This is a genomic window from Aliivibrio sp. S2TY2 (genome assembly GCF_028765525.1).
Classification (GTDB): Bacteria; Pseudomonadota; Gammaproteobacteria; order Enterobacterales; family Vibrionaceae; genus Aliivibrio; species Aliivibrio finisterrensis_A.
This window is the reverse complement of record NZ_JARACS010000011.1, coordinates 61,717-77,271: the sequence shown is the minus strand read 5'-3', so window position 1 is coordinate 77,271 and position 15,555 is coordinate 61,717. Positions and strand designations below refer to the sequence as shown.

Annotated in this window: 13 protein-coding genes; 12 read left to right on the top strand and 1 reads right to left on the bottom strand. The window is 40.7% G+C overall.

Annotated features, from left to right (window positions below):
- Positions 1–66 precede the first annotated feature (66 nt).
- The 3 genes from recO to acpS are packed head-to-tail and all read left to right on the top strand — an operon-like array spanning position 67 to position 1,891.
- Complete coding sequence (gene recO, locus PVK63_RS15570) at positions 67–783, top strand: DNA repair protein RecO (RefSeq protein WP_130047757.1); 717 nt, start codon at positions 67–69, stop codon at positions 781–783.
- Entirely contained in the window at positions 780–1,511 is a 732-nt protein-coding gene (gene pdxJ, locus PVK63_RS15565; protein WP_130044958.1) for a pyridoxine 5'-phosphate synthase, read from the top strand. The genes recO and pdxJ overlap by 4 nt, the downstream gene beginning before the upstream one ends.
- On the top strand, positions 1,511–1,891 hold the full coding sequence (gene acpS, locus PVK63_RS15560) for a holo-ACP synthase (RefSeq protein ID WP_130047758.1): 381 nt from the start codon (positions 1,511–1,513) through the stop codon (positions 1,889–1,891). Before pdxJ ends, acpS begins: the two co-directional genes overlap by 1 nt.
- A gap of 5 nt (positions 1,892–1,896) precedes the next feature.
- Here the strand turns inward: acpS and barA are convergent, their stop codons facing one another.
- Positions 1,897–4,686 carry a two-component sensor histidine kinase BarA gene (gene barA / locus PVK63_RS15555; protein WP_130087838.1) on the bottom strand — a complete coding sequence of 930 codons (2,790 nt, stop codon included), beginning with the start codon at positions 4,684–4,686 and terminating at the stop codon, positions 1,897–1,899.
- A 174-nt stretch (positions 4,687–4,860) separates the two neighbouring features.
- On the opposite strand from barA, the gene rlmD reads away from it, so the two are divergent.
- The 9 genes from rlmD (at position 4,861) to ispF (ending at position 15,548) form a co-directional block, all read left to right on the top strand.
- On the top strand, positions 4,861–6,177 hold the full coding sequence (gene rlmD, locus PVK63_RS15550) for a 23S rRNA (uracil(1939)-C(5))-methyltransferase RlmD (protein ID WP_165371221.1): 1,317 nt from the start codon (positions 4,861–4,863) through the stop codon (positions 6,175–6,177).
- 71 nt (positions 6,178–6,248) lie between these two features.
- Positions 6,249–8,486 (top strand): GTP diphosphokinase, encoded by a 2,238-nt coding sequence (gene relA, locus PVK63_RS15545; protein WP_130087836.1) that lies wholly within the window; start codon positions 6,249–6,251, stop codon positions 8,484–8,486.
- 203 nt (positions 8,487–8,689) lie between these two features.
- Entirely contained in the window at positions 8,690–9,823 is a 1,134-nt protein-coding gene (locus PVK63_RS15540; RefSeq protein WP_130047762.1) for a flagellin, read from the top strand.
- Between the two features lie 100 nt (positions 9,824–9,923).
- The gene (mazG, locus tag PVK63_RS15535; protein ID WP_130047763.1) at positions 9,924–10,745 is read left to right on the top strand and encodes a nucleoside triphosphate pyrophosphohydrolase; all 822 of its coding nucleotides are present in this window, start codon (positions 9,924–9,926) and stop codon (positions 10,743–10,745) included.
- Between the two features lie 131 nt (positions 10,746–10,876).
- Entirely contained in the window at positions 10,877–12,517 is a 1,641-nt protein-coding gene (locus tag PVK63_RS15530; protein WP_130047764.1) for a CTP synthase, read from the top strand.
- Between the two features lie 79 nt (positions 12,518–12,596).
- Positions 12,597–13,895, top strand: a complete 1,299-nt coding sequence (eno, locus tag PVK63_RS15525) for a phosphopyruvate hydratase (RefSeq protein ID WP_130047765.1) — start codon at positions 12,597–12,599, stop codon at positions 13,893–13,895.
- 172 nt (positions 13,896–14,067) lie between these two features.
- Positions 14,068–14,352, top strand: a complete 285-nt coding sequence (ftsB, locus tag PVK63_RS15520; protein WP_130047766.1) for a cell division protein FtsB — start codon at positions 14,068–14,070, stop codon at positions 14,350–14,352.
- A gap of 3 nt (positions 14,353–14,355) precedes the next feature.
- Entirely contained in the window at positions 14,356–15,072 is a 717-nt protein-coding gene (ispD, locus tag PVK63_RS15515) for a 2-C-methyl-D-erythritol 4-phosphate cytidylyltransferase (RefSeq protein ID WP_274440728.1), read from the top strand.
- Positions 15,072–15,548: a 2-C-methyl-D-erythritol 2,4-cyclodiphosphate synthase gene (gene ispF / locus PVK63_RS15510; RefSeq protein ID WP_130044969.1), complete on the top strand. Its 477-nt coding sequence runs from the start codon at positions 15,072–15,074 to the stop codon at positions 15,546–15,548. Before ispD ends, ispF begins: the two co-directional genes overlap by 1 nt.
- Positions 15,549–15,555 lie beyond the last annotated feature (7 nt).

Below are 15,555 nucleotides of genomic sequence, written 5' to 3'. Positions count from 1 at the left end.
TCTTACCGCGGCTCTTCTAAAATCTGCAAGCGAAGCGATCTGAACTCTTATTTATAGGTAAGAAACGTGGAAGAAGGCCTACAGCGCTGTTTTGTCCTGCACCGAAGACCATATAGTGAAAGCAGTCTAATTTTAGATGTGTTTAGCGAAGAGTATGGCCGTTTATCTATTATCTCCAAAGGGGCGCGAAGCAAGCGTTCCAATCTAAAAGGCGTATTACAAGCGTTTACCCCATTATTAATGAAATGGTCAGGCAAAGGCTCTATGCGTACACTGCGACAAGCTGAAACCATTAGCTTGGGTATTCCACTCTCTGGTATTAATCTTTACTCAGCCATGTACATCAATGAATTAGTCGTTCGAGTAATAGAGCAAGAAACGCCGTATCCAGCTCTTTTTTTAGATTACCTTACCGCTCTTACTGAGCTTGCTCAAAGTTCAAACCCTGAACCCGCATTAAGACGTTTTGAGCTAGCGCTTTTATCTTCATTAGGTTATGGCGTTGATTTTTTACATTGTGCAGGCAGTGGTGAAATGGTTTCTCCAGAGATGACGTATCGTTATCGTGAGCAGCAAGGCTTTATGGCATCCATCCGTCACGACCCTTTAATGAGCTTTAAAGGTAATGAGTTGATTGCGATTAGCGAGCGTCGATTTACCACCCCTGAGCAATTAAAAGCAGCAAAACGCTTTACACGCATAGCATTAAAGCCGTATCTTGGCGGCAAGCCCCTAAAAAGTAGGGAACTGTTTCTTCCAAGAACAAGGAGTATTCTAAAATGAGTTCAATTTTACTTGGCGTTAATATCGATCACGTAGCCACCCTTCGTAATGCACGAGGTACAAAATACCCTGATCCTGTTCATGCGGCAGAAATCGCAGAGCGAGCTGGCGCGGCGGGTATTACGATCCATCTACGTGAAGATCGTCGTCATATTAACGATCGTGATGTGCGTATCTTACGTGAAACGTTGCAAACACGAATGAACTTAGAGATGGCAGTAACGGATGAAATGGTAGGCATTGCGCTTAAAACACAGCCAGAGTTTGTTTGTTTAGTGCCTGAAAAACGTGAAGAGCTAACCACTGAAGGTGGCTTGAATGTATTAGGTCAACTTGAAAAAGTAAAAGCAGCAACGAAAACATTGTCTGACGCAGGAATTAAAGTTTCTCTATTTATCGATGCAGATAAAGAACAAATTGATGCAGCGGTTGAGTGTGGCGCCCCTTTCATTGAACTTCATACTGGTGCTTATGCGGATGCAGAAACAGAAGAAGCACAACAAGATGAGTTGAAAAAAATCGCTGCAGGTGCAAGCTATGCTGCAGCTAAAGGCTTGATTGTTAATGCAGGCCATGGTTTAACGTATCACAATGTTGAAGCGATTGCGGCACTGCCAGAAATCTATGAATTAAACATCGGCCACTCTATTATGGGACGTGCAGTGTTTGATGGTTTAGAAAAAGCGGTCGCGGATATGCACCGTATTATGCTAGGTGCTCGTAAGTAATGGCGATTGTTGGTCTAGGGACTGATATTGCTGAAATAGAAAGGGTTGAAAAAGCCCTTTCTCGTTCAGGAGATGCGTTTGCAGAGCGCATCTTAAGCCAATCTGAATTTGAAAAGTATCAAAGCCTAAAACAAAAAGGACGTTTTTTAGCGAAGCGTTTCGCAGCAAAAGAAGCCGCCTCAAAAGCATTAGGAACCGGCATTGCCCATGGTGTTACTTTTCATGATTTTAGTGTCTCTAATGATGAGAACGGTAAACCCATTTTAAAACTCATGGGTAAAGCTCTTGAGTTATCTCAAAAAATGAATGTTTCCCATATTCACCTTACAATATCCGACGAGCGCCATTACGCGGTTGCAACGGTAATTTTTGAATCCTAACTAAGCTACTTTAACCATTGAGTGGCATCTTTTGTCACTTTATACATTTCATCTTGCAGCTCAAATAATTCAGGTTCAATGTCTTCAATCGATTGCTCCTGTCTTAGCGCGGTTTCAATTAAATTGCATAACTGCTTTAGTCTAGGCACGCCACAATATGAGCTACTTCCATGAAGTTTATGTATGTAATGGCACAGTTCTTCAGTTGATAAGTTCCCCTCTAGGGCTTTTTCTATCCAGCTATCAACTTCCGGAATAAACTCTATCAGCATTTCAAGCATCTCTTTTGCGAGATCATCTTTTCCTGCTGATTGTTTTAATGCCGCTTCCCAGTCAATACTGCTACTCTTATCACAACTTGCTTCTTCCACATGAAGTTCAGGGATCGCGTCGGCTAAAATTTCAATTTTTTCCACATCAGATTTATCCGTTAAGGGACTCCAGTGAATGATGACTTGTTGAAGGACATGTTCTTCAATTGGTTTGGTTAAGTAATCATCCATTCCTTCACTGATTAATCGTTCTCGTTCACCAGTCATGGCATGAGCTGTTACGGCAACAACAGGGGTTTGAGCGTTTAATACTGTTTTTCGGATTTCTTTACATGCCATAACGCCATCCATTTTAGGCATTTGAATATCCATTAAAATAATATCGAACTTTTGTTCTGTGGCTTGCTGCACTGCGTCAATGCCATTTTTACAAGTTACGACGGTTTCTACTTGTTCATGTAATAAGGCGGAAATAAGCTTAAGGTTAGCGGGGTTATCATCGACAGCCATCACTTTAATCGGTAAGCGTTGAGGCTTATCGTCATGCGTCATTAAGTCCGGCAATGCGAGTTCTTGCATTGGTTGCTTATGGTGTAATAAGGCATCAAGTAATTTTTTCTTGGCAAATGGCTTTGATAAACAAGTAATATGAGAAAGTTGATTTAACTCTTCAGTGAGTGCGAGCTCGGTACTTGGTAAACCAATCACAATTGTTGGGCAATAAGGTGCCAGTTTTTTAGATATGAGCTCTAATGATTGTGCTGTAGGTTTAGAGCTTGAGTTTAAGCTAATCAAAGCAAAATCATGAGGTTCAATAATATCAGGCAAGGTTGAGCGATAGGTAACAAATACCCCGTGATGAATAAACTGTTGTTGTAAAATAGAGGCAGATTGCATATTTGGTTCAATCAACAGCAGTTTTTTATTTTCTAATTGAGATACATCGCGTTCATCAATCATTGGCAGCTCTGTTGAGCTCATTTTAATCGTAAACCAGAATGTAGAACCTTGATGTAACCGGCTGCTTAGGCCTATTTCGCCGCCCATTTGAGCAACCAGTTTTTGGGTAATAACTAAGCCCAGACCTGTACCGCCATAACGACGAGAAATACTGGCATCAGCTTGACTAAAGGCTTGGAACAGTTGAGCTTGTTGGCGTTCAGAAATACCAATCCCTGTATCTCTAATAACAAACTGAAGATCGATGCTGTCGTCATGCAAGTGTTTTAACTCAACAGAAATATCGATATTGCCTTTTTCGGTAAATTTAATCGAGTTACCAACTAGGTTGTTCAGTACTTGCTGAATACGAAGTGGATCGCCAATTAACCCCGATGGAACGCGTTGATCTATCTTAAGAGTGATTTCTAAGCCTTTTTCATGTGCGCTCGGGGCAAGTAAACTTACTACTTCATCAAGAGTATCTTGGAAATTAAACGGCAAGTTTTCTAGTAGCAACTTACCCGCTTCAAGTTTCGAGAAATCAAGAATGTCATTGATGATCGTTAATAGGTTATTCGCAGAACGCTCTATGGTTTGTAAGTAATCTTGTTGGTTATTTGATAGAGAGGTTTTTAGCATTTGGCGAGTAAAACCGATAACGCCATTAAGTGGAGTTCGCAATTCGTGCGACATATTGGCTAAGAATTCAGACTTAACACGAGCCGCTTCTTGAGCTCGTTTCTTTGCAATATCTAACTCGACGTTTTGAATTTCTAATTGCTCTAAGGTTTCACGCAAATCAGATGTCGCTTGGTCGATACTTTGTTGCATCTCAACATGATATTCAGATAAAGAAATCGCCATGGCATTGATACCATTCTTAAGCGTATCTAGTTCACCATGCAATTTGTTTTCAATACGAACATTTAAATGACCACGGCGAATACGATCAACCACGCTAACCATGTGTGAAATAGGTTGAGTGACATCTTGCATTAAACGATAAGCAAAGACGCCAGACAGACTAAGTCCAAGCATTAAAACAATCAAGGCAGAGAATATTTCTTGGTATTGCTGAAGTCGTAAACTCGATAAGTCCAGTTCAATCGCAATATAGCCCAATGGTTCGTTGATATGAGAAGAATCAAAGTTGGTAGAGAATTGGCCTTCTGGAAGGATCGGAGTTCTTAATATGATCGATTCTTCTTGAAAAGTAATATCTAATAATAAAGGGATCGGTTGGTTTTTGGGAAATGTTAAACTTTCAAAGTTAGGGTGGAAGTTGGACGTTACAAATAGCTCATGATGTTCATCAAATACGGCAATACTACGAACAATTTTAGAGTGTTTTCGATGAGCATAGCTGATTAAACGGCGAACGGCCTCACGGTTTTTTCCCGTCATTCCATATTCACTCGAAATTGCCAATGGTTCAATAATACTTGTACCACTAGAAATGAGCTGCGTTTCCAAATCATTGTATCGGTTCATGGTAAAAAAACCACTTAGCAATAAACCGATGATTAATGTTGGTGCCAATGTTAGCGTGATGACTCGTGCACGCAAGCCGTATTTTGTCATATAGATTCGTTCTGATTAACTTCCTTGACCGCGTAGCTTAATCAAGTTGAAGAGGAAGCTCAATTATTCTATGTCGAAATCGGAAGATGAAACGTAAATGAATGACTAATCAAGACTGCATATTAGTGTTCTTTCGGTATAATGGCCCTAATTTTAGTAAATCAGGCAATAATCATGGCGCAGTTCTTCAAAGCGAAAAAGAAAGCTTCAGTAAATACAAAGCATCAGTCGGTTGATGTGGTTCGATTAGATCATAATGGCGCAGGCATCGCCTTTGTGGATAAGAAGCCTGTATTTATTGATGGTGCTCTACCTGAAGAAAAGGTGATTATTCAATTTACAGAGCAGAAAAAACAATATGCTCGCGCTAAGCTGATTAAGTTAATTCAAAAAAGTACGAAACGCCAAGCACCAATTTGTCAGCATTATCATGAATGTGGTGGATGTAATTTACAGCATTTACAGCATCAAGAACAAATTGTAGCAAAAGATCAAAAGCTGCAAGAATTAATGCAAAAACAAGGTGTTGATCATTGTGAAGTCGTCTCTCCAATTATTGATAATGAACAAGGTTACCGCCGACGAGCTCGTATCAGTTTAATGGTAAATAAGCAGACGAATCAGTTAGATTTTGGTTTCCGCAAAAAGCAAAGTAAAGCTATTGTTAATGTTCGTCACTGCCCAGTGCTTGTTCAGGAATTGGATCAACATTTAGAGTCTTTATTTGCGTTATTGAACCAACTAAAAGGTAAAAAGCATCTAGGGCATGTTGAGCTTGTGCAAGCGGATAACGGCAGTGTTTTACTTATTCGCCATGTTGCTGAGTTTAATGAGAAGGATCGTCAAGCCTTAGTGAATTATTGTGAAGAACGCAATTTTATCTTATACCTAATGCCTGAGAGTGACGTATTAACCCACGTTTGTGGAGAAGAACCATATTACGTAATTGATGGTGCTAAAATTTATTTTACACCGAAAGATTTCATTCAAGTGAATCGTCATGTTAATGACAAAATGGTTGAACAAGCATTGTCTTGGCTCAACCTAAACGAAACAGATAGTGTGTTGGATTTGTTTTGTGGTCTTGGTAATTTTAGTTTGCCTTTAGCTCAAAAAGTGAAAAACGTCGTTGGTATTGAAGGCGTGGATGAGATGGTTCAACGCGCTCAATCGAATGCAAAACGAAATGGACTAGATAATGTCACGTTTTATCAAGCAAATTTAGAAGAAGATATCACTGAGCAAGTGTGGGCTAGCACAAAGTTTACAAAGATTTTACTCGATCCTGCCAGAGCAGGGGCTGCAGGAGTGATGGAAACTGTGGCAAAATTAACACCTCAAACCGTGGTTTATGTATCGTGCAACCCGGCAACGCTTGCACGCGATAGCCAATTACTTATTCAACACGGTTATAAGCTTACTAGGCTAGGTATGCTTGATATGTTCCCACATACAGGACATTTAGAATCTATGGCTTTGTTTGAGCGATAATTAGCGGTAATGCTAACTTAGCTTAAGAAGTCTAAAAGAATCATTATAAAATTGGATTATAGGAAACGGACATGGTCGCAGTTCGCGGAGCACATCTTAAGGAAAATGAAGAGTTCGAGTTAGGTGAATGGATCGCCAGCCTTGAACAAGATAAAAACACCTCAAAAAAATTGACTGAGGTGTATAAGCAATGTGAAGAGTTAGTCGCTTCTCATGAAGAAGGACAGCTCTTGCTATGGCGTGGTCGTGAGATGATCGAAATATTGATCACCTTAAGTATGGACAAGCCAACACTTATTGCCGCTCAGTTATTCCCTTTAGTTTCCTCTGGTGTTTTAGACAGAGAAACGCTAACTGAGAACTACAATAAAGAAATTGAAAAATTGATTGATGGCGTTGAAGAGATGGACGCTATTGGTCAATTAAATGCGTCTGTAGATGCAGAGTCAGCCTCTTCTCAGGTGGATAATATTCGTCGAATGCTACTGGCGATGGTGGACGATTTTCGCTGTGTGATCATTAAATTAGCAGAACGTATTTGCAATTTACGTGAAGTGAAAAATGAACCAGATGAAGTGCGCCGTGCTGCAGCAAAAGAGTGTAATAACCTATATGCACCATTAGCAAACCGTTTAGGTATTGGTCAATTAAAGTGGGAAATTGAAGATTACTCTTTTCGTTACCAACACCCTGATACTTATAAAAAAATTGCCAAGCAATTGTCTGAGCGACGCATTGTTCGTGAACAGTATATCGAAGATTTTGTCACCGGTCTTAGTGATGAAATGCAAGAGTACAACATCAATGCAGAGGTGAGTGGACGTCCTAAACACATCTACAGTATTTGGCGCAAGATGCAGAAAAAGAGCTTAGCATTTGATGAGCTGTTTGATGTGCGTGCGGTTCGTATTATTGCAGACAAACTGCAAGATTGTTATGCGGCTCTTGGTGTTGTTCATACCAAATTTAAGCATTTGCCAAGTGAATTTGACGATTATGTAGCGAATCCTAAGCCTAATGGATATCAGTCTATCCACACCGTGGTATTAGGCCCAGAAGGGAAGACGATTGAAATTCAGATCCGTACCAAGGATATGCATGAAGACTCAGAGCTAGGCGTTGCCGCGCACTGGAAATACAAAGAAGGTTCATCAAACAGCAGTCGTAGTGGTTACGACGAAAAAATCACATGGCTACGTAAACTGCTTGATTGGCAAGAAGAGATGTCTGATTCTGGCGAAATGCTGGATGAACTTCGCAGTCAAGTGTTTGATGACCGTGTTTATGCCTTTACGCCTCGTGGCGATGTCGTCGATTTACCAATGGGCGCAACACCGTTAGATTTTGCGTACCACATACACTCAGAAGTCGGACATCGTTGCATTGGTGCAAAAGTAGGGGGACGAATAGTTCCATTTACGCATCAATTGAGCATGGGTGATCAAGTTGAAATTATCACACAAAAAGAGCCGAACCCATCACGAGATTGGTTAAACCCAACATTAGGTTTTGTTAACTCAGGCCGTGCTCGCGCTAAAATTAACGCATGGTTCAGAAAGCAGAGTCGAGAGAAGAATCTTGATGCAGGTAAAGAGATCTTAGAAACAGAGCTTGCTAAGATTGGCGGTACATTAAAAGACGCTGAGCGCTATGCACTTAAGCGTTTTAATGTGAACTCGACAGATGAGCTTTTTGCAGGCGTTGGCAGTGGTGACTTACGTATTAATCAAGTGATTAATCATATTAATGCGTTAGTGAATAAACCGACTGCTGAGCAAGAAGATCAAAAGGCACTCGAACAACTGCAAGAGTTAGAAGCCAAAGCACAAGCACAAGCTCAAGCGCAAAATAAAAAGCGTAATGATGCGGTTGTCGTTGAAGGGGTTGATAACTTAATGACTCACCTTGCTCGTTGTTGTCAGCCGATCCCAGGAGATCCAATTGCCGGTTACATTACACAAGGGCGCGGCATTTCGGTTCACCGTAGCGATTGCGATCAATTAAACGAACTTCGTCATCATGCTGCTGAACGTATTATTGACACGGTGTGGGGCACAGGTTTTGAAGGGTCTTACATACTGACACTACGAGTGACAGCAATGGATCGTTCAGGTTTGCTAAAAGATCTTACCAGCTTGTTTGCCAATGAAAAAGTGAAAGTCTCTGGGATGAAGAGCCGGAATGATCATAAGAAACAGCTGTTGATCATGGACTTTGATCTTGAAGTTTTTAATGCTGATATTTTGGTTCGATTACTCACACGAGTAGAGCAAGTGAAGGATGTAATAGAAGCTACACGACTTTCATAATAAATTTATCACTTGAATAGTTATCGTTAACTTATTGATAAATAATGTTTATCTTTTAAAGCCGAATGCATTTAATTGCATTCGGCTTTTTTATTGAAAAAAAATCTCAAGTTCTGAAATGGCAGGCCGTAAATATAGGTATCAACGATGAATTATAGGCTTCTATCCTATAACAATAAGTGAAGCCGACCGGAGCAAACATTATGTCAATTTCAGTAAATACAAACATCTCAGCAATGACAGCACAACGTTACATGAACAATGCAACTGCTGCACAAACTGACTCAATGGAGAAATTGTCTTCAGGTTCAAAAATCAACAGCGCTGCTGATGATGCTTCTGGTCTGCAGATCTCAAATCGTATGACAGCACAAACTCGTGGCTTAGACGTTGCGGTTCGTAACGCTAACGACGGTATGTCAATTGCGCAAACAGCAGAAGGCGCAATGAAAGAAACAACGAATGTTCTTCAACGTTTACGTGATTTATCTCTTCAATCAGCGAATGGTTCAAATACAGACGCAGATCGTCAAGCAATGCAAGAAGAAGCAAGTTCACTAACTGATGAACTGAACCGTATTGCAGAAACAACTTCTTTTGCTGGTACCCGTTTAATTAATGGCGAGTTTGGCACAAAATCTTTCCAAATTGGTGCTGATTCAGGTGAAGCAGTAGCAATGACATTAAACAGCATGCGTGCTGACGAAGCGACAATGGGTGGTAAATCTTACTTCGCTGAAGAAGGTCGCGATATCAACTGGAAAGTAGGTGCAGAAAACACGCAGTTTAATGTGACATACAATGATAAAAACGGTAATCCTCAAGAAATCAACATCTCAGCAAAAGCAGGTGATGATATTGAAGAATTAGCAACTTACATTAACGGTCAAACAAACGAGTTAAGCGCATCGGTAACTGAAGATGGCGTACTGCAAGTATTTATGTCAGGTGAAACTATCTCTTCACCATTAGAGTTCAATGGCTCTCTAGCGAATGAATTAAAAATGGGTGGCGAGTCGGACGATACTGTAGCATCTATGGACCTAACAACCGTTGGTGGTGCACAGCGTTCAATTGATGTGATTGATGCCGCTCTAGAATACGTTGATGGTAATCGTGCTTCATTAGGTGCATTCCAAAACCGTTTTGAAAGTGCAGTTAAAAACTTAACTAACATTAACGAAAACATCACGGATTCAAATAGCCAAATTAAAGACACTGATTTTGCTAAAGAGACAACAAACTTAACGAAGACACAAATTTTAAGTCAATCAAGTTCGTCAATTTTGGCACAAGCAAAACAAGCGCCAAGCATGGCAATGAGCTTATTAGGTTAAGTTAACAAAAAGCCTTCTTAATTTAAGGCGAATGTATTTTTAAAAAAGTGGTGACTATAATGGTCACCGCTTTTTTTGTTTTTAAATCGAAGGGATAGATATGGCCGCTCAAAATAACATTGAACAGTTACTCTCAATAATGGCTCAATTAAGAGATAAAGAATTAGGTTGTCCGTGGGATAGAAAGCAGACGTTTGATTCTATTATCCCCCATACAATAGAAGAGACTTATGAAGTGGTAGATGCGATTCATAAGAAGGACTGGAGCAATTTAAAAGAAGAGTTAGGGGATTTACTATTTCAAGTTATTTTTTATGCGCAAATGGCGAAAGAGGAGGGGTTATTCGATTTTAATGATGTAGTAGATACACTAAATGAAAAGTTGGTTCGTCGCCATCCACACGTCTTTGGAGACGAAGTGTTCTCATCAGAAGAGGAGATAACAGCGAATTGGGATAAAGTGAAGCAACAAGAGCGCTTAGAAAAAGAAGCGTTAAATAACATATCCCAAAAGCAAGGGAGCATATTAGATTCAGTGCCTACCGCTTTACCTGGGTTATTACGAGCAAATAAAATCCAGAAGCAGTGTGCTAAAATTGGTTTTGATTGGGATGAATTACAGCCAGTTGCAGATAAAGTAAATGAAGAAGTGGCAGAGGTGTTAGAAGAGGCACTGAAAAAGCCGAGAAATGAAGCCAAACTGGAAGAAGAATTGGGGGATTTACTTTTTGCTACAGTAAATTTTTCACGTCATTTAGGAAAAAATCCAGAGCAAGCTTTATGTAAAGCAAATGATAAATTTGAACGCCGTTTTCGTCAAATTGAAGCGAACGTCGCCAAAAAGAATAAAAAAATAGAGCAATGTGATTTAAATGAACTAGACTCTGAATGGGAAAATGTGAAGCGAAGCGAGCGGAATTGATTTGGAGCAAAAAATAAATCAATTAACTGTGATACTTTTCACGTTGTGGCGATAAAGCGGTTCTGGTATATTCACTTCCCGTCCAGATGAAATCCATTTTTATTCCTCATTACACCAATTTCAGGTAACGTATGACGACGAATTACATTTTTGTAACTGGCGGGGTTGTATCCTCACTAGGTAAAGGTATTGCAGCAGCATCATTAGCAGCTATTCTTGAAGCTCGTGGCTTAAAAGTCACTATGATGAAGCTTGACCCATACATCAACGTTGATCCAGGCACAATGAGCCCAACTCAACACGGTGAAGTATTCGTCACGGAAGACGGCGCAGAAACAGATCTAGACTTAGGTCACTACGAGCGCTTCATCCGCACCAAAATGACTAAGCGTAACAACTTTACCGCTGGTCGTGTATACGCAGATGTTCTACGTAAAGAACGTCGCGGTGACTACTTAGGTGCAACAATCCAAGTTATCCCTCATATTACTAATGCGATTAAAGAACGTGTTATTTCAGGCGCTGAAGGCCACGATATCGCAATCGTAGAAGTTGGTGGTACCGTTGGTGATATCGAATCTCTACCGTTCATGGAAGCGATTCGTCAGCTAGCAGTAGAGTTAGGCCGTGAGCGTGCTATGTTTATGCACTTAACACTGGTTCCTTACTTAGGCGCTGCAGGCGAGCTTAAAACTAAGCCAACTCAACACTCAGTAAAAGAACTACTATCTATCGGTATCCAACCAGATATCCTAGTTTGTCGTTCTGATCGTGTTATCCCAGCGAACGAACGTAAGAAAATTGCTCTTTTCTGTAATGTTCAAGAAAAAGCAGTTATCTCAATGAAAGACGTAGATTCAATCTACAAAATCCCACAACTTATCAAAGCACAAGGTACTGATGATCTAGTATGTCAACGCTTTGGTATTACAGCTCCTGAAGCTGATCTTTCTGAGTGGGAACAAGTAATTTATGAAGAAGCGAACCCAACTGGTGAAGTTACTATCGGTATGGTTGGCAAATACATTGAATTACCAGACGCTTACAAGTCAGTAAACGAAGCATTAAAACATGCGGGCTTGAAAAACCGTCTAAACGTCACTATTAAATATGTAGATTCACAAGATGTAGAATCTAAAGGTACTGAAATCCTAGAAGGTCTAGACGCAATTCTAGTTCCTGGTGGTTTCGGTGACCGCGGTGTTGAAGGCAAGATCCTTGCTGCTCAATACGCTCGTGAAAATGAAGTACCATATTTAGGAATCTGTCTAGGTATGCAAGTTGCGTTAATTGAATATGCGCGTAACGTTGCTAATATGGAAGGGGCTCACTCTTCTGAATTCTCTAAAGACACGAAGTTCCCTGTAGTTGGTTTAATCACTGAGTGGATTGATGGCGACGGCAACGTTGAAGAGCGTACTGAGAAATCAGATCTAGGCGGTACAATGCGTCTTGGTTCTCAACTATGTCACCTTGCTAAAGGTTCAAAAGCTCGTGAGCTTTACGGTAACGCAACTGTTGAAGAGCGTCACCGTCACCGTTATGAAGTAAATAATAATTTACTTCCTCAGCTTGAAAAAGCCGGTCTTAAGATTTCTGGCCTATCAGCTGATAAGAAGCTGGTGGAAATTATTGAAATCCCTAACCACCCATGGTTTGTGGCTGCTCAATTCCACCCAGAATTCACATCAACACCTCGTGATGGTCACCCATTATTTGAAGGTTTTGTTAAAGCTGCGGGCGTAAATGCACGCGGTGAATTCGAAAAGTAATAGGATATTACGGATAGCTGCTCAATGTTGTAGCAGCTATTTTTAGCTTTTAAATTAAAGATAAAGTAGAGGAAACACAATGTCTAAGATCGTTAAAGTTCTAGGTCGTGAAATCATCGATTCTCGTGGTAACCCAACAGTTGAAGCTGAAGTTCACCTAGAAAGTGGTTTTGTAGGTATGGCTGCTGCTCCATCTGGCGCATCTACAGGTTCTCGTGAAGCTCTTGAGCTACGTGATGGTGACAAATCTCGTTTCCTAGGTAAAGGTGTTCTTAAAGCTATCGCAGCTGTAAATGGTCCAATCGCAGAAGCTCTAATCGGCAAAGACGCGAAAAACCAAGCTGAAATCGACCAAATCATGATCGATTTAGATGGTACAGACAACAAAGCAAACTTCGGTGCTAACGCAATCCTTGCTGTTTCTCTAGCGAATGCTAAAGCAGCTGCAGCAGCTAAGTCTATGCCTCTTTACGCTCACATTGCTGACCTAAACGGCACTCCAGGCGTATTCTCTATGCCTCTACCAATGATGAACATCATCAACGGTGGTGAGCACGCTGATAACAACGTTGACATCCAAGAGTTCATGATCCAACCAGTTGGCGCTAAAACTCTTAAAGAAGCTCTACGTATCGGTGCTGAAGTATTCCACAACCTAGCTAAAGTTCTTAAGTCTAAAGGCTACAGCACTGCAGTTGGTGATGAAGGTGGTTTCGCTCCTAACCTTAAATCTAACGCTGAAGCTCTAGAAGTTATCGCAGAAGCTGTTGCAGCTGCTGGTTACGAGCTAGGTAAAGACGTTACTCTTGCTATGGACTGTGCTGCTTCTGAGTTCTTCAACAAAGAAGACGGCATCTACGACCTTAAAGGCGAAGGTAAGAAATTTACTGCTGAAGAGTTCAACCACTACCTAGCTGGTCTTGTTGAGCAATTCCCAATCGTATCTATCGAAGATGGTCTTGACGAGTCTGATTGGACTGGTTTCAAACACCAAACTGAACTTCTAGGCGACAAAATCCAACTAGTTGGTGACGATCTATTCGTTACAAACACTAAGATTCTTGCTCGTGGTATCGAAGAAGGCATCACTAACTCAATCCTTATCAAGTTCAACCAAATCGGTTCACTTACAGAGACTCTAGCTGCAATCAAGATGGCTAAAGATGCTGGTTTCACAGCAGTTATCTCTCACCGTTCTGGCGAAACTGAAGATGCAACAATTGCTGATCTAGCAGTTGGTACAGCTGCAGGTCAAATCAAAACTGGTTCTATGAGCCGTTCTGACCGTGTTGCTAAGTACAACCAACTAATCCGTATCGAAGAAGCTCTAGGTGAACTAGCGCCATTCAACGGTCTTAAAGAAGTTAAAGGTCAATAATCTCAATTTTTGAGAGTATGACTTGATTCTTTAATCGTTCGATTAGAATTTAGATATAAAAACCGTCTCATTTGAGGCGGTTTTTTTTATTTCAGTAAGACAGCTAGTGAAGTTCTAATGATGGATTGATATAGTTAGCTTTCTTTTATCATTTCTTATTTTCGGAGCCATTATGCGTACATTTGCCATTTTCTTATTGATTGCTTTAGGGTGGTTGCAATACACCTTATGGTTTGGAAAAAATGGAATGTCCGATTATTCGCAAGTATCAAGTGATGTCGCTTTACAAGAAGAAGTGAATCAAGGGCTTAGAAATCGTAATCAACAGATGTTTGCTGAGATTGACGATTTGAAAAAAGGCTCAGAAGCGATTGAAGAAAGAGCCCGTCATGAACTGGGAATGATAAAAAAAGGCGAAACTTTTTACCGAATCATAGATGAAAATAGTGAGGGTTAATTGATGACATCAACCAAGCCGTCTTCTATTGTTGCAATAGTTCCAGCAGCAGGTGTTGGTAGCCGCATGAAAGCGGATCGCCCAAAGCAATATTTAGTTTTAAATGGAAAAACCGTTTTAGAGCATACCATCGAACAGCTCCTTTCTTATCCTTTGATTGAAAATGTGGTTGTTGCTATTACCGATGGAGATCCCTACTTTCCTGAGCTCGCTATTGCGCAAGACAGTCGTGTTATTCGAGTCTCTGGTGGTAAAGAAAGAGCCGACTCCGTATTATCCGGCCTATCGTACGTTCAAGAAAATCAATTAACTGAATGGGTTATGGTCCATGATGCCGCTCGTCCTTGCATCCGTCATTCTGATATTGAAAAGTTGATTGATGACGTTATTCCTGAGCACGTAGGCGGTATATTAGCGACGCCTGTTCGGGATACAATGAAACAAGCAAATACAGATACAACAATAGAGAAGACTATCGATCGTAGTGTATTATGGCATGCACTTACGCCACAGTTATTTACCACAGAACTGCTTTATTTAGCTTTAAAAACAGGGCTAGATAAAGGGCTATCAATAACCGATGAATCTTCAGCTATTGAGTTGATGGGGCATCAACCTAAATTGGTTCAAGGCCGTGCCGATAACTTAAAGATCACCCAGCCAGAAGATCTTGATTTAGCAGCGTTCTATCTTCAAAAAATGAAAAAGGAAACCAAATAATGAGAATTGGACACGGATTTGATGTACATAAATTTGGTGGTGAAGGCCCTGTAATTATCGGCGGGGTTAGCGTTCCTTATGAACAAGGGCTTATTGCGCACTCTGATGGTGATGTTGCTCTGCACGCTTTATGTGATGCCTTATTAGGCGCGATTGCAGAAGGTGATATCGGTCGTCATTTCCCAGATACTGATGATAAATGGAAAGGGGCGGATAGCCGAGCTTTGCTAAGAGATGTTTATCGTCGAGTAAAAGAGAAGGGTTTAGTGCTCGGTAATGCTGATGTCACTATCATTGCTCAGGCTCCTAAAATGGCTCCTCATATTCAAGCTATGTGTGCTGCTATTGCCGAAGATTTAGAAACCGGCTTAGACAACGTGAATGTAAAAGCAACAACATCTGAACGTCTAGGTTTTACAGGAAGAAAAGAAGGCATTGCTTGTGAAGCAGTAGTGCTATTAGTTAACGCATCTTAAGAGATTC

Bases quoted from the DNA above. Each gene is read 5' to 3' on its own strand.
- PVK63_RS15540 (WP_130047762.1), top strand. From the start codon at position 8,690: ATGTCAATTTCAGTAAATACAAACATCTCAGCAATGACAGCACAACGT.
- eno (WP_130047765.1), top strand. From the start codon at position 12,597: ATGTCTAAGATCGTTAAAGTTCTAGGTCGTGAAATCATCGATTCTCGT.
- ispF (WP_130044969.1), top strand. From the start codon at position 15,072: ATGAGAATTGGACACGGATTTGATGTACATAAATTTGGTGGTGAAGGC.
- ispD (WP_274440728.1), top strand. From the start codon at position 14,356: ATGACATCAACCAAGCCGTCTTCTATTGTTGCAATAGTTCCAGCAGCA.
- mazG (WP_130047763.1), top strand. From the start codon at position 9,924: ATGGCCGCTCAAAATAACATTGAACAGTTACTCTCAATAATGGCTCAA.
- acpS (WP_130047758.1), top strand. From the start codon at position 1,511: ATGGCGATTGTTGGTCTAGGGACTGATATTGCTGAAATAGAAAGGGTT.
- pdxJ (WP_130044958.1), top strand. From the start codon at position 780: ATGAGTTCAATTTTACTTGGCGTTAATATCGATCACGTAGCCACCCTT.
- relA (WP_130087836.1), top strand. From the start codon at position 6,249: ATGGTCGCAGTTCGCGGAGCACATCTTAAGGAAAATGAAGAGTTCGAG.
- PVK63_RS15530 (WP_130047764.1), top strand. From the start codon at position 10,877: ATGACGACGAATTACATTTTTGTAACTGGCGGGGTTGTATCCTCACTA.
- barA (WP_130087838.1), bottom strand. From the start codon at position 4,686: ATGACAAAATACGGCTTGCGTGCACGAGTCATCACGCTAACATTGGCA.
- rlmD (WP_165371221.1), top strand. From the start codon at position 4,861: ATGGCGCAGTTCTTCAAAGCGAAAAAGAAAGCTTCAGTAAATACAAAG.
- ftsB (WP_130047766.1), top strand. From the start codon at position 14,068: ATGCGTACATTTGCCATTTTCTTATTGATTGCTTTAGGGTGGTTGCAA.